This is a genomic window from Shewanella waksmanii ATCC BAA-643 (assembly GCF_000518805.1).
In the GTDB taxonomy this organism is placed as follows: Bacteria; Pseudomonadota; Gammaproteobacteria; order Enterobacterales; family Shewanellaceae; genus Shewanella; species Shewanella waksmanii.
On record NZ_JAEH01000008.1, the window covers coordinates 1 to 19443 of the forward strand.

Genomic DNA, 19443 nt, shown 5'->3' on the forward strand with positions numbered 1-19443 from the left:
GAATGAAAACCCCAAATGAGGTGCATGAAAAAGCCAGTTGGGAATACCAACTGGCTTAATAAAAACCGTCAACCTATTTTAGGACTAGACACTTACTGTTGCGAATTAGTCTACGATACGTAGTAACTCGTTTATGCCCACTTTACCGCGGGTTTTTTCATCGACTTTCTTAACGATGATTGCCGCATAAAGGCTGTAAGTGCCACACTTTGATGGTAGGTTACCAGATACTACTACTGAGCCTGCTGGAACACGGCCGTAATGTACTTCGCCGGTTTCACGGTCAAAAATACGGGTGCTTTGACCAATGTAAACGCCCATTGAGATAACACTGCCTTCTTCAACAATTACACCCTCTACAATTTCAGAGCGCGCGCCAATGAAGCAGTTATCTTCAATGATAGTTGGGCCAGCTTGTAGTGGTTCTAAAACACCACCAATGCCGACACCACCAGATAGGTGAACGTTTTTACCAATTTGCGCACATGAACCAACCGTTGCCCATGTATCAACCATAGAGCCTTCATCAACGTAGGCACCTAAGTTAACGTACGATGGCATCAGTACGGTATTTTTGCCGATGTATGAGCCTTTTCTCACTGCCGCTGGTGGTACGACGCGAATCGCTTCTTCTTTGAAGCGAGCTTCGTCATAGTCGGCAAATTTCATTGGGACTTTATCAAAGTACTTGGTTTCGGCACCATCAATAACACCGTTATCGAAAATGCGGAAAGAAAGTAGCACAGCCTTTTTTAGCCATTGGTGTACATGCCACTGGCCATCAATTTTTTCAGCAACACGCGCTTCGCCTTTGTCTAGCATCGCGATAGCTTTTTCAACATCAGCACGAACACTTGGATCTACTGAGTTCGGTGTAATTTCAGCGCGAGCTTCAAAAGCTGCTTCTATACGTTGGCGTAAAGCCTCCATTAATGTCTCCCAAATTTGCTATATAAAATCGATAAAATGAATATTTTCTATTGTGCTGCTGGCTTTTGTAGCGCTTCGACAAGCGCCTCAGTCAATTGCTGTTGTGTCTGCTCATCTAGCTGCTGACCCTCGGCCGTTTGCAGGATAAAGAAGTCTTCGGCGCGTTCCCCAATGGTCGTGATCTTCGCTGCCAACAATTTGACCCGACAACGATATAAAATATCGCCGACTTTTGCTAGTAGGCCAGGGGTATCCAAGGCGATTAATTCCATCATACTGGTGCCAGGTTTAGGCGATGGAATAAATGTGATCTGAGTGCGAACGTTAAAAGGCTTCATGCGACGCGGCAGTTTTCTGAACTTAGGTAGCTTGGCAGTGTCACCTAAAAGCGCCTTATTGATGGCTTTTTTAATGCCCTGAATCCTTGATGGCTGGGCGACAGGGCTACCATCTTGTTCTAAAATCACAAATGAGTCGATGGCATAATTGTCCTTCGAGCTCATAATGGTTGCATCATGTACATTGATATTTTTATTGTCCAATACCGCCATAACCGTGGCGAATAACTTAGGCTTATCTGGACTATATACAAATAGCTCAGTGCCGCCACGGGTCGTGTGTTTTGATATTAGAGTCAGCACTTCTTTGCTTTTGTGCTTCAATATGGCTTCAGCGTGCCAAGCTAATTGATTAGGCTGGTGGCGCAAAAAATAGTCAGCTTTGAAACGTTGCCATAATTTATCGAGCTCTTTCTCTTTCACTCCGCGTCTAAGGAGATCTTTCTTAGCTTTTGCTTGATGTTCACGTACGCGAGCGCGGATATCAACAGGCTTTTCTTTGCCGCGAGCCAATACCCGCTGGGTTGAAAAGTAGAGATCTCGTAATAGTGAGCCTTTCCAGTTGTTCCAGGTTTTTTCATTGGTGGCGCATATATCGGCCACCGTTAGACAGTAAAGGTAACTTAGGTGCACGGCATCGCGTACTTTCTCGGCAAACTCAGCGACAACATCGGGATCAGATATGTCACGGCGCTGCGCAGTTACTGACATTACCAGATGATTTTTCACTAACCAGCTCACCAAACGACCGTCGTGTTTATTCATGCCATGCTTTTCGCAAAACTCCAACGCATCCACGGCGCCAAGCTGGCTGTGATCGCCGCCGCGACCTTTACCTATATCATGGAATATGGCTGCGAGAACCAACAGACCTTTCTTCGGCAGTTGATTGATTAACACTGATCCCAGCGGAAACTCCTCTTTTTGTTCAGGCTGCGAGAAGCGGTCAATATTTTGCACTAACCTATGGGTATGTTCATCGACGGTATAGGCATGGAACAGATCAAACTGCATCTGGCCTTCAATTTGTCGCCAAGCCGGCAGATAGGCCGACAAAATGCCATGTTGATGCATTAGCGAAAGCGCGGCTATGCCCCGTGGATGACGCAGAATTTCTAAAAACAGTTGCCGACAGGGTGCGAGCTCCATCAGCGGCGTCCTTAATGCGCGGCGTTGACGGCGCAAACTACGCAATGTTGGGGCATAAATACCTTTGATATTTGAGTTTTTAGCAATCTGTAAAAACAGGTTGAGAATTTCGGTCGGTTGCTCAAACAGTTCGGGATTTAAGCTCTCAATGTACATACCACGGCGCTGGTAGTTGTCATTAATCGGCTTGATTTCCAGCGCCTTTGTATGGCCTAACGTGGCGCGTTTAAACAGTTGCAGCAGCATTTGATTCAGTTCCATTACGCGCCTAACTGTGCGGTAATAGCGTTTCATCATTTTCTCTACTGCTAACACGGTCCCGTCGGCATAGCCTAGCAATTCTGCCACTTGGCGTTGCATGTCAAACAGTAATCGGTTTTCATCGCGGCCAGAAATCAAATGTAAGGCAAAGCGCAATTGCCATAAAAAGGCTTGGCATTCGAGTAGCTCTTGCAGCTCATCGGGTTCAAGAAAACCGTGCGCGACCAACTCTTCTGCACAAGCAGCGTCAAAATAGCGCATTGCAACCCAAGCAATGGTATGAATATCTCGTAATCCACCGGGGCAGGATTTGACATTGGGCTCAAGATCAAAGGCATTCGCTTTCTCATGGCGGGCAACTTGCTCGTCGCGTTTGGCAATGTAGAAAGCACTGGCTGGCCAAAAGTCAGCTTGTCTTATGCGGTCATATAACTCATCAAATAAAGATTGCTCGCCGATAAGCTGGCGAGACTCTAAGAGGTTAGTGGCAACAGTGACATCGTTTTTGCCCTGCTCGATGGTTTCATCGACAGTACGTACGCTATGGCCGACCTCTAAGCCTGCATCCCACAAGAAGGCGATAAATGCGCCGAGGCGCTCTTCATCGGCTTTGCTTAGGTCGGGGGCAATCAAAAACAATAGATCAATATCAGATTGTGGATGTAGCTCACCGCGGCCATATCCCCCCACGGCAATCAATGAAATAGGCAGTTCAGTTAACCCTTCGTCTTTCCATTGATTAATGAGGACCTCATCGACAAACCGGCACCGTTGGCTAACGAGTTCGGTGATCGAGTCTTTATTACTAAATTGTTCGAGCAACTGCTGATTAAGTTCGGTTAATGACAGCTTGGCAGATAAGGCGTTTTCCATTTGACGTCCTGTAGCACAACAAAGGCAACCATGAGGTTGCCTTTGTGAGGAGAGTTAATGATTAATGCTGCGAGCGATATCTTCTTCGCTACGTAAGGTGAGAATTTCAACCCCAGTGTCAGTCACCAACAACGTGTGTTCCCATTGTGCTGAATTCTTACCATCTGAGGTGGTAACCGTCCAGCCATCATCTTTATCCAGTATACAAGTATGGCGACCGGCATTAATCATAGGCTCAATGGTGAAGCACATGCCTGGACGTAATACGGTTTTGTCACCATTTTTGTAATGCATGACCTGTGGTTCTTCATGGAACGTTGAGCCAATACCGTGACCGCAATAATCTTTTACGATGGTGTATTTCTCAAGACCAGTTTTCTTACTCTTGATGTATTTTTCAATGATGGTGCCAATTTCACCCAGTTTCATTCCTGGGCGAACTTTCTTGATGGCTTCGTATAAGCTCTCTTGAGTGATACGACAAAGACGTTTGTTCTTAGGAGATACATCACCAACAAAGAACATTTTTGAAGTATCGCCATGGTAACCATCTTTAATCACAGTAATATCAATATTGATAATGTCGCCATCTTTGAGTGGGGTGTCATTGGGAATACCGTGACAAATAACATCATTGACCGAGGTACAGATAGATTTAGGAAAACCGTGATAATCTAGCGGGGCCGAAATTGCACCATGTTCTTGGGTATATTTAGCACAAATGTCATTGAGGCTATTGGTAGTGACACCGGGCTTCACATGCTCGGCAATCATCTCTAATACATCAGCCGCTAGCTTGCCTGCTGCGCGCATTTTTTCGATCTCTTCAGCGGTTTTAATCACAATACTCATTCAGTGTTCTCTTGTCTGTCTACGCGATTTTTCAGATGGTGATTTTACGCCAAAAAGTTGTGTTCTGGCTACCAATATGGTATAAAGCGCGCCGTTGTGTTTGACTCTTACTTGATCAATTTTATTGGTATACGTAAGAGTTGATATGGCGGCCATTATACATGGCTATTTTAAAATACTAAATCACACACGTATCGACACGTTCTTCGGGGTGCCAATTAATTGGTCGGAGATATGGGATACGTGGAGGTCTAACCCCTAAATAAGGTAATAAAATGACTACAGTTTCAATGCGCGACATGCTTCAAGCCGGTGTTCACTTCGGTCACCAAACTCGTTACTGGAACCCAAAGATGAAGCCATTCATCTTCGGCGCTCGTAACGGTGTACACATCATTAACCTAGAGCACACTGTGCCTATGTTCAATGAAGCACTAGCGTTCATCAGCAACGTTGCATCTAAAAAAGGTAAAGTTCTTTTTGTAGGTACTAAGCGTGCTGCAAGCGAAGCGATCAAAGAAGCTGCTGTTTCTTGTGATCAGTACTACGTTGATCACCGCTGGTTAGGCGGTATGTTGACTAACTGGAAAACAGTTCGTCAATCAATCAAGCGTCTAAAAGATCTAGAAAGCCAGTCTGTAGACGGTACTTTCGACAAGCTAACTAAGAAAGAAGCGCTAATGCGTACTCGTGAACTTGATAAGCTAGAGAAGTCTCTAGGCGGAATCAAGAACATGGGCGGTCTTCCTGACGTTATCTTCGTTATCGGTGCTGACCACGAGCATATCGCTATTAAAGAAGCTAACAACCTAGGTATTCCAGTTGTAGCTGTTGTTGATACTAACTCTTCACCAGACGGTATTAACTACATCATTCCAGGTAATGATGATGCGATGCGTTCTATCCGTTTGTACACTGAATCAGTTGCTGCTGCGGCAAAAGCTGGTCTAGGTCAAGATCTAGCAGTACAAGCTGAGCAAGACGGTTTCGTAGAAGCTGAATAATAAGGCGCGATGATTTTCATCCCCCCTTATTAACCAAAAAGAAATGATTGGTGAACAGGGGCCACAAGGCCCCTGTTTTTTATCAAATGAATTTGTAGAATTATCTGTAGAGGATTTAACAATGGCAATTACTGCTGCCCAAGTTAAAGAACTTCGTGACCGCACTGGCGCTGGCATGATGGACTGTAAAAAAGCTCTAACTGAAACCAATGGTGACATTGAGCTTGCAATTGACAACATGCGTAAAAGTGGTGCTGCGAAGGCTGCTAAAAAAGCAGGTAACATCGCTGCTGAAGGTACTATCCTTATCAAGAGTGGCGAAGGCTTCACTGCACTTCTAGAAGTTAACTGTCAAACTGACTTCGTAGCAAAAGATGCTAACTTCCTAGCATTTGCTAACCAAGTTCTTGAAGTTGCTACTGCAGCTAAAGTAACGATTGAAGACTTAAAAGCACAGTTTGAAGAAACTCGTGTTGCACTAGTTGCTAAAATCGGTGAAAACATCAACGTTCGTCGCGTTGAGTACATCGACGGTGCTAACGCTGCTTCTTACCGTCACGGTGAGCGTATCGGTGTAGTTGTTACCGGTGAAGCTGACGAAGAGACACTAAAGCACGTTGCTATGCACGTTGCTGCTTCTAAGCCAGAATTCGTGAACCCAGAAGATGTTCCAGCTGACGTTGTTGAGCGTGAAAGAACTCTTCAGGTTGAGATCGCGATGAACGAAGGTAAGCCTCAAGAAATCGCTGAGAAAATGGTTACTGGCCGTATGAAGAAGTTTACTGGTGAGATCTCTCTTACTGGTCAAGCTTTCATCATGGAACCTAAGAAAACTGTTGGCGAAATTCTTAAAGAGAAAGGCGCAACAGTATCTAACTTCATTCGTCTAGAAGTTGGTGAAGGTATCGAGAAGAAAGAAGAAGATTTTGCTGCTGAAGTAGAAGCACAAATCGCCGCTTCTAAGGCTTAATTCGTTAAGCTGTAAGATACCCCCAAAACCGCAGCAATCGCTGCGGTTTTGTTATATCAATTTTTTATTTGTAGCATGCATTTTGTCAGCCAAAATTGGTATGATACTCATCGACTCTAATCAGGAATAAAAACTATGAGCACAAATCCTAAACCTGCATTTCGACGTATTCTATTAAAACTCAGTGGTGAAGCACTGATGGGTGAAGAAGGTTTTGGTATTGACCCTAAAGTCCTTGACCGTATGGCTCAAGAGGTAAAAGAGCTGGTTGAGTTAGGCATTCAGGTTGGTGTTGTGATTGGTGGCGGTAACTTATTCCGTGGTGAAGGGTTGGCGACTGCGGGGATGAATCGTGTTGTTGGTGACCATATGGGTATGCTAGCAACAGTGATGAATGGTTTGGCAATGCGCGATGCATTGCACCGTGCCTATGTTAATGCACGCTTGATGTCGGCAATTCCGCTTAAAGGTGTATGTGACGATTATAACTGGGCTGAAGCTATCAGTTTATTAAAATCTGGCCGCGTAGTGATATTTGCTGCGGGCACAGGTAACCCATTTTGTACCACTGATTCAGCAGCCTGTTTGCGTGGTATTGAAATTGAAGCCGAAGTAGTATTAAAAGGCACTAAGGTCGACGGTGTTTATTCAGATGACCCAGTTAAAAACCCTGAAGCCGTTAAATATGACCGTATGGGTTATGATGAAGTCCTAGACAAAGAATTAAAAGTGATGGATCTGGCGGCGTTTACGTTGGCGAGAGATCACGATATGCCTATTTTGGTATTTAACATGAATAAGCCTGGTGCGCTTCGTCGTGTTATCATGGGTGAAGACGAAGGCACTTTCATTAAAAAACAAAGTGCTGAATAATCCAGAACATAAATCAATTAAAAACTGAGTGATCAAAAGGATATTTAACGTGATTAACGAAATCAAAAAAGATGCTCAAGAACGTATGGCTAAGTGCGTTGAAGCAACAAAAACTCAAATGGCTAAAGTACGTACTGGTCGTGCTCACCCAAGTTTACTTGATTCAATTAAAGTGTCTTATTACGGCTCATTGACACCACTTAAGCAAGTGGGCAACGTATCTATTGAAGATTCTCGTACTTTAGCGGTAACTGTATTTGATACCACTATGATCCCTGTTGTTGAAAAAGCGATCATGAGTTCTGATTTGGGTCTTAACCCAATGTCAGCTGGTACGACTATTCGTATCCCGCTACCTGCATTGACAGAAGAGCGTCGTAAAGATTTAATCAAAGTGGTACGTGCTGAGGCTGAAAACGGCCGTATTGCTATTCGTAATGTTCGTCGTGACGCTAACTCTGATGTGAAAGCACTAGAGAAAGAGAAAGAGTGTACTGAAGATGATGTGCGTCGCACTGAAGACGAAATCCAAAAATTCACTGATGCGCATATTAAGCAAATCGAAGAAATTTTGGTTGCAAAAGAAGCAGAATTGATGGAAGTCTAAACTCCCTGTCTCAAGACTAGAGTTAACACGCCGTGTAGGGGTATACTACACGGCGTTTGTCTATTTTTAAGGGTTGTACTAGATGTCAATCGAATCCCAGTCAGATACTGATAAAGTTGCTGCGGATCTAGCGGAACTGGTTAAACAGTCAATACCAAAGCATGTTGCTATCATTATGGATGGCAATGGTCGTTGGGCACAAGCTCAAAGCAAGCCACGTGTGGTCGGCCACAAAGCCGGTGTTAAAACGGTGCGACGAGCTGTTAGCACTGCACGTGAGTTAGGTATTGGATCGCTGACATTGTTTGCATTTTCGAGCGAGAATTGGCGTCGTCCCGATAAAGAAGTCACCTTGTTGATGGAGCTGTTTTTTACGGTTCTGCAACGGGAAATCAAATTACTGCATAAAAATGGTGTTCGCCTAAATATTATCGGTGATATAAGCCGTTTCTCCGAAAGACTTCAGAAACAAATTGCAGCCGCCATGGCCAAGACTGCTGATAACGACGGTCTCATTCTTAATGTTGCCGCTAACTATGGCGGCCGTTGGGATATCTTACAGGCTGCTCAAGCATTAGCTAAAAAAGTAGAAACTGGTGAAATCAGCAGCAGTCAAATGACCGAAGAGGGGTTAAGTGAGCATTTGTGCATGCAAAATCAACCTGAAGTTGATTTAATGATCCGCACTGGCGGTGATTACCGCATTAGTAATTTTGTGCTTTGGCAAGCAGCCTATGCAGAGTTGGTATTTACCGATATTTTATGGCCTGATTTTGATGAACATGCATTCAAACAGGCGATTGATACTTTTGCCAGTCGTCAACGCCGCTTTGGGTTAACGGGTACGCAAATAGAAACGTTACAAGCCGAGTAATAAAGAGGGAAGGTTTTGCTAAAACAACGAATAATAACAGCAAGTTGGTTAATCCCTTTAGTGATAGGCGCAGTCTTTTATGTGCCAAGTCAGTATTTTTCGTGGGGACTTGTCGCCGTTTTCCTTATCGCAGCTAAGGAGTGGGGACGCATTATTGATAAAAATTGTAATATTACCCAGTGGAGCTTCACCATTACCATTGGTTTTCTTTTAGTTGCGCTTAATTTATTTGTGCCATCCCATGAGGTTTGGTTTAAAGGGACCTTGCACCCGGTGATGCTGGCTATCATACTGATAGGGGCAATGTGGTGGGCGATATCGTTAGTTTTTGTGATTAGCTACCCTAAAAGCGCAGCATTTTGGCGTAATAGCCCCACTTTTAAATCGATGTTTGGCCAGTTAACTTTGGTTCCTTGTTTCGCATCTCTTATCGCGCTTAAATCATTGAGTTCTGCTGCGATGCCGTTTTATGGCGGCACACTGATTTTCTTTGTGATGATGGTTGTGTGGGCGGCCGACACCGGTGCGTACTTCGCGGGTAAGCAATTCGGTAAACGTAAGCTAATGCCCAATGTGAGCCCAGCCAAAACCATTGAAGGTTTGCTCGGCGGCCTAGTTGCAACCATGCTGGTTGCTTATGCGGTAATGACAGTTTCGCCGGAGCAAGAGCTTGGGTTAGTAGTGTCAGTGATTTTGTTCGTTGCATTGGTCTCGGCACTGGGAGATCTGTCAGAAAGCATGTTTAAACGCGCAGCTCAGATTAAAGATTCAGGTACCATTTTACCGGGTCATGGTGGCGTGTTAGATCGGATTGATAGCTTAACTGCGGCGTTGCCAGTGTTTACACTGTTATATATCGCCTTCTGGATGTAATCTAATGCAAAATTTGGTTGTTCTGGGTGCGACCGGTTCTATTGGAACCAGCACTCTTAGCGTGGTTGCCGCTAACCCTGCTGCCTATAAAGCATATGCATTGGTTGCGCATAGCAATGTAGATAAGATGCTGGAGTTGTGTTTGCAATTTAACCCCAGTATTGCGCATATGGTCGACCCGAAAGCGGCAGCTGAGCTACAGCGGCGTTTGCCTGCTCATATGGCTATCTCGGTTTCTTGTGGGGCTGATGAGCTTGCCAGTATCGTTGCACTGCCCGAAGTAGACACAGTAATGGCAGCTATCGTCGGAGCAGCAGGTTTACCATCAACCTTAGCCGCAGTGAAAGCGGGCAAACGAGTGTTACTGGCTAACAAAGAAGCCTTAGTTATGTCGGGTCGCCTGTTTATCGATGAAGTTGAGCGTTCTGGCGCGCAGCTGCTACCTGTAGACAGTGAGCACAATGCCATATTTCAATGCTTACCGGAGACAGTGCAAACTCAGGTGGGTCGTTGCAATCTTAGTGATGCCGGCATTTCTCATATTTTGCTAACTGGTTCAGGTGGACCTTTCTTACAAGTGCCCATCGAAAATTTAGCGACCAAAACCCCTGATCAAGCTTGTAAGCATCCAAACTGGTCAATGGGACGTAAAATCTCGGTAGACTCAGCATCAATGATGAACAAAGGCTTAGAGTATATTGAGGCCCGTTGGTTATTTAATGCCAGCCGTGAGCAGATACAAGTGGTAATTCATCCGCAAAGTGTGATTCACTCAATGGTGCAATATATTGACGGCTCAGTTGTTGCGCAAATGGGCAATCCAGATATGCGTACACCGATTGCTCATTGTATGTCCTATCCACAGAGAATTTACTCTGGCGTTGAACCTTTAGACTTTTTCAAAGTCGGACAGTTAAGCTTTATAGAACCAGATTTTGCTCGCTTCCCTTGTTTAAAGTTGGCGATTGATGCCTGTGAGCAAGGGCAGGAAGCCACAACAGTATTGAATGCTGCAAATGAAATCTCAGTGGCGGCTTTCTTAGAAGGTGGCATTAAATTCACCGATATCGCTAAAGTGAATGAGTTAAGCTTAAATCGTGTTGCTCAGCGTAATTTAAATAGTATTGAAGATATTATGCAGCTTGATGCTCAAGCACGAATAGTCGCTGCAGAATTAGTCAGTGACTTAACCTAGTCATGTAAAGGAAAAGGATGTTTGATTTTCTCTGGAACTTAGGGTCTTTTATTGTTGCCCTTGGCATGCTAATTACCGCCCATGAATACGGTCACTTTTGGGTGGCACGTCGTTGCGGTGTGAAAGTTGAGCGTTTTTCTATCGGTTTTGGTAAAGCGATTTGGCGTAAAGTTGGCCAAGATGGCACCGAGTATGTGGTGGCACTGATTCCGTTAGGCGGCTATGTCAAAATGCTCGATGAGCGTGTTGATGAGGTGCCTGAATCACAAAAAGATCAAGCATTTAATCGCAAAAATGTCTGGCAACGTATCGCTATCGTAGGTGCTGGTCCTATGGCTAATTTTATTTTTGCCATATTTGCACTGTATATCATGTACCTGATTGGCGTTCCTGCGGTCAAACCCGTTATTGAATCGACGCAAACTGCTACGCCTGCTGCGGTTATCCAAGTAAATGAACCGATGCAGGTCACAGCTATTGGTGGCAAGTCGGTGCGCACTTGGGAAGAGGTTACCTATGCGCTAGTGAGTCATATTGGTGATGATAAACTGGATATGACGTTAACACCGCTAAACCAAGGCTATGGCAAGGCACAAAGCTATCAGCTTGACATTAGTCAGTGGCAATTTGATCCCGACAAGCAATCACCTATCACTTCGCTTGGTTTAGAGGTGTTTAGGCCTGAAATTACCCCTGTGATTGGCATGGTCAGCGATGACGGTGCTGCAGCAGCGGCAGGAATGAAAGTTGGCGATAAACTGATTGCCGTCAATCAGCAGCGTTATCAAGGCTGGGAGCCATTTGTAGAGCTCATCAAAGCCTCGCCAGATAAAATGGTCGCGATTACCGTCCAACGCGATGGAGAACAGTTGATACTTGAGGTTACACCTAAGTCGCGTCAAAACGATGCGGGAGTGAGTGAAGGTGTGATTGGTGTTGCACCGACTCAGGCAAGTTGGCCAGAGAATATGAAACTGCAACTTGAATATGGGGTAATTGATTCTTTTGCGGTTGCGGCAGATAAAACATGGCAACTTATCTCTGTGAGCATTAAGATGATTGCCAAGCTCTTTACTGGCGATGTTTCGGTAAAGAATTTGAGCGGTCCGATTTCTATTGCACAAGGTGCGGGAAGCAGTGCAACATACGGATTGGTTTATTTTTTAGGATTCCTAGCATTAATCAGCGTAAACTTAGGCATTATTAATTTACTGCCTTTGCCAGTGCTTGATGGTGGGCATCTTGTTTATTACTTCATAGAAGTAATTACGGGTAGGCCTGTACCAGAAAAGGTACAGGAAATTGGATTCAGATTTGGGGCAGCCTTGCTGCTAATGTTGATGAGTATAGCCCTTTTCAATGATTTTTCCCGACTCTGAGCAAGGACACACAAATAATTAGAAGTGCTCTATGAGATTGAATAAACTTTTTGCCTCGATGTTATTAGTCGGTGCGTCTTTATCAGGGAACGGTTGGGCCGATACATTCCAGCCATTTGAAGTAGCCGATATCCAAATTCAAGGCTTACAACGTGTTGCATTAGGTGCTGCACTGTTGAACATGCCAATTAAAGTGGGTGATACGGTAGATCAGCAACGTCTTCAACAAGCGATAAAAAGCTTGTATGCATCGACCAACTTTGAACACATTGAGGTTGATCGAGATGGCGATGTGCTTGTTGTCCGCGTTAAGGAGCGGCCAACTATCAGTACGGTCACCTTCGAAGGCAATAAAGATATCAAAGATGAGCAGCTACAAGAGAGCTTAGACAGCTCTGGCGTAAAAGTGGGTGAATCTTTAGATAGAACCATGCTTAGTGGCATCGAAAAAGGGCTGCAAGATTTCTATTACGGTGTCGGTAAGTATGGCGCCAAAGTAGAAGCACAGGTGATTAACTTACCGCGTAACCGCGTCGAGCTTAAGTTTAACTTTACTGAAGGCTTAGCGGCAGAGATTGAGCAAATCAATGTCGTTGGTAACACTGTATTTACCGATGCTGAACTTATCGGCATGCTTGAGCTTAAAGATTATGTAGCATGGTGGGATCTGTTTGGTGAGCGTCGCTACCAAAAACAGAAGTTGCAAGCCGATTTAGAAACCATTAAAACTTTCTATCATAACCGTGGCTACATCCGTTTTGATGTGACGTCAACTCAAGTTGCGATGACACCGGATCGCAAAGGCCTGTATATCACCATTAACGTTGACGAAGGCGAAGTATATACGGTCAACGAGGTCAATTTGACCGGTGAGTTAATGGGGCGCGAAAAAGTGCTGGAAGCGATTTTGCCAATTAAGAGTGGTGAAACGTATAACGGCGCAGATGTGACCTTTGCAGAAGAGATGTACAGCAAGTATTTAGGCCGTTTTGGTTATGCTTACCCCGAGGTGAAGACCTTCCCTGAAATTGATGACGAGAATAAACAGGTTAACCTCAATATCAATGTACAACCTGGTAAACGTGTCTATGTTCGCAGTATTAACTTCGCTGGTAACCAAGTAACCAAAGATGAAGTGATGCGTCGTGAGTTACGTCAAATGGAAGGGGCTTGGTTAAACTCTTCGCAAGTTGAACTTTCTAAGGGTAATTTGAACCGCTTGGGCTTTTTTGAGACCGTCGATACAGAAACAGTGCAAGTGCCTGGTACAGATGATTTAGTTGATGTTGCCTTTAATGTTAAGGAGCAACCATCAGGGTCATTTAATGCCGGTGTGGGTTATGGTACAGAATCTGGGTTGAGCTTACAGTTTGGTGTGCAGCAAAGTAACTTCTTAGGCACGGGTAACCAAGCGGGTATTAACCTTAATACCAATAAATACTCGAAGAATGTGAATTTATCCTTCACTGACCCTTACTTTACTAAAGATGGTATCAGTTTAGGTGGTAGCATATTCTGGAACGAGTTTGATGCACAAGAAGCTAACCTTGAGCGTTATAAGAATAGCTCTTACGGTATTGCAGTAAACTCAGGCTTCCCAATTAACGAATATAACCGTATTAACGGTGGTATTGGTTATCGTCATAACAGTATTTCTGAAATTTCTGCTTATGAGCAAGCGCTGCGTTTCTATAATATTTACCGTGATCCTAACGATCCTAATGCAGATTTAGCTTTTGATAACTTTGAAGCCAATATTGGTTGGTCTCGCCGTACGTTAAACCGCGGGACATTCCCATCATCAGGTTCATCACAGCGCTTTAATGCGAAGATGACGATTCCTGGATCAGATTTACAGTACTTTAAGACCGATTTTAATACTGATTTCTATTTCCCACTTAACCGCAGCCATAGTTTCGTACTATTGACCAAAGCACGTTTAGGTTACGGTAACGGTTATGGCCAGTTTAATGACAATGATCAGATTCTACCGTTCTGGGAGAACTATTATTCCGGTGGTAGTAGCTCGCTACGTGGCTTTAAGTCGAATTCGGTAGGCCCTCGTTCGTTCTATCTTTACCGAGGCGGTGAGCCATGCTCGCCAGATCCATCAGGCGATGGATGTACGTTGCCAGGTGATCCGAATCGAATTGACGTGAGCGAAGGGCGTTCAATTGGTGGTAATGCAATTGCAACCGCGACAATCGAGATGATTGTACCGACGCCATTCTTGGATGAAGCTTACACTAACTCTGTACGTACAAGCTTCTTCGTAGATGCGGGTAACGTGTGGGATACTGAGTTTGATTATGATTCGTATCGATTCCTTCCTGCTGAGCAGTTTGCTAAGCTAGAAGATTATTCAGACCCTGGTCGTATTCGTGCATCAGCAGGTATGAGTGTTCAATGGTTATCGCCAATGGGCCCAATGGTATTTAGCTTAGCCTGGCCAATTAAGGAATATGAGGATGATGATACTGAAATTTTCTCATTTAATATTGGTCAAACTTTCTAGAATTTTATTAATTAATACAGTTTAATCTGCAGTTGTTGCAGAGTAAAAAGGAGTCTATTTTGAAAAAGATGTTTAATCGCGCAATGATGGTATTGGTTCTTTTAGGTGCCCCACTTGCCGCTCAAGCAGAAAAAATTGCTGTTGTAGATATGCAGGCAGTTTTTGAGCAATTACCACAGCGCGAAGCAGTGAACCAAACACTAAAAGCTGAATTTGGTGATCGAGTTGCTGCAGTACAGAAGATGCAAGATGAGTTGCGTGACATGCTAGAGAAGCAACAACGTGATGCAGCGCTAATGAGTGATACTCAAAAAACTGAACTTGTACGTAACATGGATTCAATCAAAGCTGAGCTGCAACTAAAAGGTAAAGCACTTGATGAAGATATGCGTCGTCGTAATGGTGAAGAGCAAAATAAATTGTTAGTTGAAGTACAAAAAGCCATCAATGAAATTGCTGAAAAAGAGCAATATGATGTGGTACTTCAGCGTGGTGCTGTTATCTATGTTAAACCAACATCAGATATCAGCAGCAAAGTTGTTGATGCATTAAGCAAAGGCTAATTGTTGATGAGTCACTTTACTTTAAGTGAGATAGCGTCAAAGTTAGACGGAGAAGTGGTTGGCGATGGTTCAATCACTATCTCAAGCGTAGCAACACTTGAAAAAGCGCAGGCTGATCAGCTTGCGTTTCTTGCCAACCCTAAATATCGCAGTCAACTTGAATCGACTCAAGCTGGTGCTGTCTTGTTAACCGAAAGCGCGCTGGTGGGCTTTGCTGGTAATGCGATTGTGCTTAAAGACCCCTATGTGGGCTTTGCTCGAGTAGCTCAATTGCTTGATAGCACTCCAAAAGCTGCAGATGCGATTCATCCTAGTGCGGTGATCGATCCCAGTGCTATGCTCGGTGAAGGGGTAGCCATCGGTGCAAATGCCGTGATTGGCGCCAACGTTATTTTAGGTGAGCGGGTTCAGATTGGTGCTGGGTGTGTTGTTGGCCAAGATAGTGTAATAAGCAGTGATAGTAAGCTTTGGGCTAATGTCAGTGTTTACCACAATGTACATATTGGTCAACGCTGTATTATTCATGCAGCAGCAGTGATTGGCTCAGACGGTTTCGGCTACGCCAATGATCGCGGTCAGTGGATTAAAATTCCACAAACTGGCGGCGTGCGGATCGGTGACGATGTTGAAATTGGTGCCAGCACCAGTATCGACCGTGGCGCGTTAGATCATACCGAAATTCATGATGGCGTGATAATCGATAACCAAGTGCAAATTGCACACAATGTGGTAGTTGGGGCGCACACTGCAATTGCGGGCAGCACCACTTTAGCAGGCAGTTTAACGCTAGGTAAGTATTGTATTATTGGTGGTAATACCGCCATTGCAGGTCACTTATCTATTGTTGATGGTACGCATGTGTCTGGTGGCACTAATGTCACCAGCGAAATAAGAAAGCCTGGACTATACTCGTCAGCAACGATCGCGACAGAGAACAAACTGTGGCGGCGTAATACGGTTAGGTTTAGGCAGTTAGATAGCTTATTCCAACGAGTCAAAAAGCTAGAACAAAACGTAAAGTCAGATGATTAACTGCCAATTGATGGCGGCTAAGGAAGTAATTTAGTGTCAAACGAATTAAATACCATGGATATCAAAGAGATCTTGAAATTTCTGCCACATAGATATCCATTCCTGTTGATTGATAGAGTATTGGATTTCACACCGGGTGAAACATTGCATGCGATCAAGAATGTCACCATCAACGAGCCATTTTTCCAAGGACATTTTCCGGTACAGCCGGTTATGCCTGGTGTGTTGATCTTAGAAGCCATGGCACAAGCAACTGGCTTGCTTGCATTTAAAACCATGAGTGATGCGCCGTCAAATGACGCGCTATACTACTTCGCTGGTATCGATAAAGCGCGTTTTAAGCGTGTTGTAGAGCCAGGTGATCAAATTCACTTTGAAGTTAAAATGATAAAAGAGCGCCGCGGGATAGGGGTGTTTACTGGTGAAGCTAAAGTGGATGGTGAACTAGTTTGTTCAGCTGAAATTATGTGTGCACGCAGAGAGATCAGCAAGTGATAGATAAGTTAGCTTATATTCATCCCGATGCCAAAATTGGCAACAATGTCACTATCGGACCTTGGACCTATGTGGGTGCAGATGTTGAGATTGGTGATGATTGTCATATTAGCTCGCATGTTGTCATTAAAGGCCCTAGTGTCATTGGTAAGGGCAACCGTATTTTTCAATTCGCTTCGGTGGGTGAAGATTGCCAAGATAAAAAGTACGCCGGTGAGCCAACACGACTAGAGATCGGTGACAATAACGTGATTCGGGAGTCGGTCACGATACACCGTGGTACCACTCAAGATGAGGGGATCACCAAAATTGGCTCAAACAACCTGTTTATGGCCTATGTGCATATCGCTCATGATTGTGTCGTGGGGGATAATGTCATCATGGCCAATAATGCCTCTATTGCTGGCCACGTGCATGTGGGAGATTGGGCGATTTTAGGCGGCATGACTGGCGTTCATCAGTTTGTCAAAATTGGCGCCCATGCATTTACCGCTGGTTATTCGTTGATCCTTCAAGATGTGCCACCATTTGTTATGGCTTCAGGACAACCGGCGATACCTCGGGGGCTTAATAGCGAAGGCCTGAAGCGTCGTGGTTTCTCTAAAGAAACGCAGCTTGCAGTGAGACGTGCGTATAAGACACTTTACCGTAAAGGGTTGACCGTAGAAGAAGCCGTAGTCGCCTTGTCTGAAGATCTGCAAGACGATCAGGTTAAACTGCTAACTGAATTTGTTAAGCAGTCAAGCCGCGGTATTATTCGTTAAGCAGCTTACCTAACTAAAGAGCTCGTTGTTTAACGGGCTTTTTTTTTATATTGATTTTATAACAGTGCAGTTTTATGAGCGAAGTAGATCAAAAAGTTTTTGCCATGGTCGCTGGAGAGCTTTCCGGTGACATTTTAGGTGCTGGTTTAATTAAGGCACTAAAACAGCAATATCCCAATGCACGCTTTGTTGGCATTGGCGGACCACAGATGGATGCGCTGGGCTTTGAATCGATATTTTCATTTGAAGAGCTAGCAGTCATGGGGATTGTTGAGGTATTGTCGCGTTTACCACGCTTGCTGCATGTTAGAAAGACCTTAGTCGATACGATCACCAAGCTCGAACCAGACTGTTTTATTGGCATTGATGCGCCTGATTTCAATATAGGGCTTGAGTTAAAGCTAAAGCAGCATGGCATTAAAACGGTGCATTATGTGAGTCCCTCGGTATGGGCATGGCGACCTAAGCGGATTTTTAAAATAGCAAAAGCAACCAATATGGTATTGTCGTTGCTACCATTTGAAAAAGCGTTTTATGATAAGCACCAAGTGCCTTGTACTTTTGTCGGCCATACTTTGGCTGATGATATCCCGCTACAATCAGATAAACTGCAAGCGCGAATGGAATTAGGTTTAGTCCCTGAAGCGGAATACCTTGCGATATTACCCGGATCTCGTGGTGGCGAGTTAAAGCAGTTGGCGCAGCCGTTTGTAGAAGCGGCGCAATTGCTTAAGCAGCAATACCCTGATCTTAAATTTGTTACTCCTTTAGTGAACGCTAAGCGTCGAGAACAGTTTGAAACGGCACTCAAACAATATGCGCCCGATCTAGAAATTACCTTAGTTGAAGGCAAATCCAGACAAGTGATGGCGGCTGCAGATACCATTTTGCTGGCATCGGGTACGGCGACATTAGAAGCGATGCTAGTGAAACGGCCCATGGTGGTGGCTTATAAAGTTAATGCCCTAACTTATAAGATTGCCAAAGGCATGATGCAAATCGATAGTTATTCTTTGCCCAATTTACTCGCTGGCGAAAAAATAATTCCGGAACTGATTCAAGATGATTGTACAGCACAGAAAATTGCTCAAGCAGTCGCGCTGCAGCTTGATCAAGATAGCCGCCCATTAATGCAGACATTTTTGCAGATGCATGAGTCGCTGCGCTGTAACGCCAGCCAAGTCGCGGCGCAAGCTGTCAGTCAACTTGTGGAGGCAGATTAATGGCCATTTATAAAGCGATCACAGCTGAGCAGATAAGTGAACTGACCTGCGGATATTATGCGGGTGTTGATGAAGTGGGTCGTGGTCCGCTTGTTGGCGATGTCGTCACGGCCGCAGTCGTTCTCGACCCTAATAATCCCATTTTAGGCCTAAATGATTCGAAGAAGCTGTCAGAGAAAAAGCGTGATGCTTTGTATGAGCAGATTTTAGAAAAAGCACTCGATGTGAGTGTCGGCCGTGCCAGTCCGCAAGAAATCGATCAAATCAACATATTACATGCGACTATGCTGGCCATGCAACGGGCAGTTGCGGGCTTAAAAGCGCGCCCTGACAGAATATTAATTGACGGCAACCGCACGCCAGAGCTAGATAATGAAGCCCATGCAATTATTAAGGGCGATGGTTTGATTGATGGTATCAGCGCGGCGTCAATTGTTGCCAAGGTGGTTCGCGACAGGGAGATGGCCGAGTTAGATGAGCGATATCCGCAATATGGTTTCGCTAAACACAAAGGTTATCCGACTAAAGCCCATTTTGAAGCATTAGCCGCCCACGGCGTATTAGCGGAGCATCGGCGCAGTTTTAAACCTGTACAAACTGCACTCGAAAGCGACTCGTAGAATAAAAGTTTAGTTGAATAAAATACTCAACTTCTAGTGAGTTTGTCCTCAGT

18 protein-coding genes are annotated in these 19443 nt (G+C 44.5%); 15 read left to right on the forward strand and 3 right to left on the reverse strand.

Translation table 11 applies throughout. The features are described 5' to 3' along the window. Nucleotides 1–105: 105 nt before the first annotated feature. Genes dapD through map form a run of 3 tightly spaced genes read right to left on the reverse strand, consistent with a single transcriptional unit; the run spans nucleotide 106 to nucleotide 4403 of the window. Complete coding sequence (gene dapD / locus L865_RS0105125; protein WP_028772242.1) at nucleotides 106–930, reverse strand: 2,3,4,5-tetrahydropyridine-2,6-dicarboxylate N-succinyltransferase; 825 nt, start codon at nucleotides 928–930, stop codon at nucleotides 106–108. A gap of 47 nt (nucleotides 931–977) precedes the next feature. Further along, nucleotides 978–3551, reverse strand: coding sequence for a bifunctional uridylyltransferase/uridylyl-removing protein GlnD (gene glnD / locus L865_RS0105130; RefSeq protein ID WP_028772243.1), 2574 nt, complete (start codon nucleotides 3549–3551; stop codon nucleotides 978–980). A gap of 54 nt (nucleotides 3552–3605) precedes the next feature. Further along, nucleotides 3606–4403 (reverse strand): type I methionyl aminopeptidase, encoded by a 798-nt coding sequence (gene map / locus L865_RS0105135; protein WP_028772244.1) that lies wholly within the window; start codon nucleotides 4401–4403, stop codon nucleotides 3606–3608. Between the two features lie 275 nt (nucleotides 4404–4678). Here map and rpsB point away from each other — a divergent pair, with 275 nt between their 5' ends. The 15 genes from rpsB (at nucleotide 4679) to rnhB (ending at nucleotide 19390) form a co-directional block, all read left to right on the forward strand. Continuing rightward, complete coding sequence (rpsB, locus tag L865_RS0105140) at nucleotides 4679–5407, forward strand: 30S ribosomal protein S2 (RefSeq protein WP_028772245.1); 729 nt, start codon at nucleotides 4679–4681, stop codon at nucleotides 5405–5407. Between the two features lie 121 nt (nucleotides 5408–5528). Next, nucleotides 5529–6377, forward strand: a complete 849-nt coding sequence (gene tsf, locus L865_RS0105145) for a translation elongation factor Ts (protein WP_028772246.1) — start codon at nucleotides 5529–5531, stop codon at nucleotides 6375–6377. A gap of 135 nt (nucleotides 6378–6512) precedes the next feature. Continuing rightward, the gene (gene pyrH / locus L865_RS0105150; RefSeq protein ID WP_028772247.1) at nucleotides 6513–7250 is read left to right on the forward strand and encodes a UMP kinase; all 738 of its coding nucleotides are present in this window, start codon (nucleotides 6513–6515) and stop codon (nucleotides 7248–7250) included. A 49-nt stretch (nucleotides 7251–7299) separates the two neighbouring features. After that, nucleotides 7300–7857 (forward strand): ribosome recycling factor, encoded by a 558-nt coding sequence (gene frr, locus L865_RS0105155; RefSeq protein ID WP_028772248.1) that lies wholly within the window; start codon nucleotides 7300–7302, stop codon nucleotides 7855–7857. 82 nt (nucleotides 7858–7939) lie between these two features. Further along, nucleotides 7940–8731, forward strand: coding sequence for an undecaprenyl pyrophosphate synthase (locus L865_RS0105160; protein WP_028772249.1), 792 nt, complete (start codon nucleotides 7940–7942; stop codon nucleotides 8729–8731). A gap of 15 nt (nucleotides 8732–8746) precedes the next feature. Continuing rightward, entirely contained in the window at nucleotides 8747–9604 is an 858-nt protein-coding gene (locus tag L865_RS0105165; protein ID WP_028772250.1) for a phosphatidate cytidylyltransferase, read from the forward strand. A gap of 4 nt (nucleotides 9605–9608) precedes the next feature. Continuing rightward, the gene (gene ispC / locus L865_RS0105170; RefSeq protein WP_028772251.1) at nucleotides 9609–10799 is read left to right on the forward strand and encodes a 1-deoxy-D-xylulose-5-phosphate reductoisomerase; all 1191 of its coding nucleotides are present in this window, start codon (nucleotides 9609–9611) and stop codon (nucleotides 10797–10799) included. A gap of 17 nt (nucleotides 10800–10816) precedes the next feature. Then, nucleotides 10817–12178: a sigma E protease regulator RseP gene (gene rseP / locus L865_RS0105175; RefSeq protein ID WP_028772252.1), complete on the forward strand. Its 1362-nt coding sequence runs from the start codon at nucleotides 10817–10819 to the stop codon at nucleotides 12176–12178. A gap of 31 nt (nucleotides 12179–12209) precedes the next feature. Further along, complete coding sequence (bamA, locus tag L865_RS0105180) at nucleotides 12210–14693, forward strand: outer membrane protein assembly factor BamA (protein WP_028772253.1); 2484 nt, start codon at nucleotides 12210–12212, stop codon at nucleotides 14691–14693. 68 nt (nucleotides 14694–14761) lie between these two features. Then, complete coding sequence (locus L865_RS0105185; RefSeq protein WP_037470575.1) at nucleotides 14762–15256, forward strand: OmpH/Skp family outer membrane protein; 495 nt, start codon at nucleotides 14762–14764, stop codon at nucleotides 15254–15256. A 6-nt stretch (nucleotides 15257–15262) separates the two neighbouring features. After that, the gene (lpxD, locus tag L865_RS0105190; protein WP_028772255.1) at nucleotides 15263–16288 is read left to right on the forward strand and encodes a UDP-3-O-(3-hydroxymyristoyl)glucosamine N-acyltransferase; all 1026 of its coding nucleotides are present in this window, start codon (nucleotides 15263–15265) and stop codon (nucleotides 16286–16288) included. 33 nt (nucleotides 16289–16321) lie between these two features. Then, a complete protein-coding gene (gene fabZ / locus L865_RS0105195) occupies nucleotides 16322–16783 on the forward strand; it encodes a 3-hydroxyacyl-ACP dehydratase FabZ (protein ID WP_028772256.1) in 462 nt (153 codons plus the stop codon). Further along, nucleotides 16780–17547: an acyl-ACP--UDP-N-acetylglucosamine O-acyltransferase gene (lpxA, locus tag L865_RS0105200; RefSeq protein ID WP_028772257.1), complete on the forward strand. Its 768-nt coding sequence runs from the start codon at nucleotides 16780–16782 to the stop codon at nucleotides 17545–17547. The genes fabZ and lpxA overlap by 4 nt, the downstream gene beginning before the upstream one ends. Nucleotides 17548–17621: 74 nt before the next feature. After that, nucleotides 17622–18770, forward strand: coding sequence for a lipid-A-disaccharide synthase (lpxB, locus tag L865_RS0105205; protein ID WP_028772258.1), 1149 nt, complete (start codon nucleotides 17622–17624; stop codon nucleotides 18768–18770). After that, a complete protein-coding gene (rnhB, locus tag L865_RS0105210) occupies nucleotides 18770–19390 on the forward strand; it encodes a ribonuclease HII (RefSeq protein WP_028772259.1) in 621 nt (206 codons plus the stop codon). The genes lpxB and rnhB overlap by 1 nt, the downstream gene beginning before the upstream one ends. The last annotated feature ends 53 nt before the right edge of the window (nucleotides 19391–19443 follow it).

Bases quoted from the DNA above. Each gene is read 5' to 3' on its own strand.
- rseP (WP_028772252.1), top strand. From the start codon at position 10,817: ATGTTTGATTTTCTCTGGAACTTAGGGTCTTTTATTGTTGCCCTTGGC.
- lpxD (WP_028772255.1), top strand. From the start codon at position 15,263: ATGAGTCACTTTACTTTAAGTGAGATAGCGTCAAAGTTAGACGGAGAA.
- rnhB (WP_028772259.1), top strand. From the start codon at position 18,770: ATGGCCATTTATAAAGCGATCACAGCTGAGCAGATAAGTGAACTGACC.
- map (WP_028772244.1), bottom strand. From the start codon at position 4,403: ATGAGTATTGTGATTAAAACCGCTGAAGAGATCGAAAAAATGCGCGCA.
- L865_RS0105185 (WP_037470575.1), top strand. From the start codon at position 14,762: ATGTTTAATCGCGCAATGATGGTATTGGTTCTTTTAGGTGCCCCACTT.
- pyrH (WP_028772247.1), top strand. From the start codon at position 6,513: ATGAGCACAAATCCTAAACCTGCATTTCGACGTATTCTATTAAAACTC.
- bamA (WP_028772253.1), top strand. From the start codon at position 12,210: ATGAGATTGAATAAACTTTTTGCCTCGATGTTATTAGTCGGTGCGTCT.
- tsf (WP_028772246.1), top strand. From the start codon at position 5,529: ATGGCAATTACTGCTGCCCAAGTTAAAGAACTTCGTGACCGCACTGGC.
- rpsB (WP_028772245.1), top strand. From the start codon at position 4,679: ATGACTACAGTTTCAATGCGCGACATGCTTCAAGCCGGTGTTCACTTC.
- dapD (WP_028772242.1), bottom strand. From the start codon at position 930: ATGGAGGCTTTACGCCAACGTATAGAAGCAGCTTTTGAAGCTCGCGCT.
- ispC (WP_028772251.1), top strand. From the start codon at position 9,609: ATGCAAAATTTGGTTGTTCTGGGTGCGACCGGTTCTATTGGAACCAGC.
- glnD (WP_028772243.1), bottom strand. From the start codon at position 3,551: ATGGAAAACGCCTTATCTGCCAAGCTGTCATTAACCGAACTTAATCAG.
- lpxB (WP_028772258.1), top strand. From the start codon at position 17,622: ATGAGCGAAGTAGATCAAAAAGTTTTTGCCATGGTCGCTGGAGAGCTT.
- L865_RS0105160 (WP_028772249.1), top strand. From the start codon at position 7,940: ATGTCAATCGAATCCCAGTCAGATACTGATAAAGTTGCTGCGGATCTA.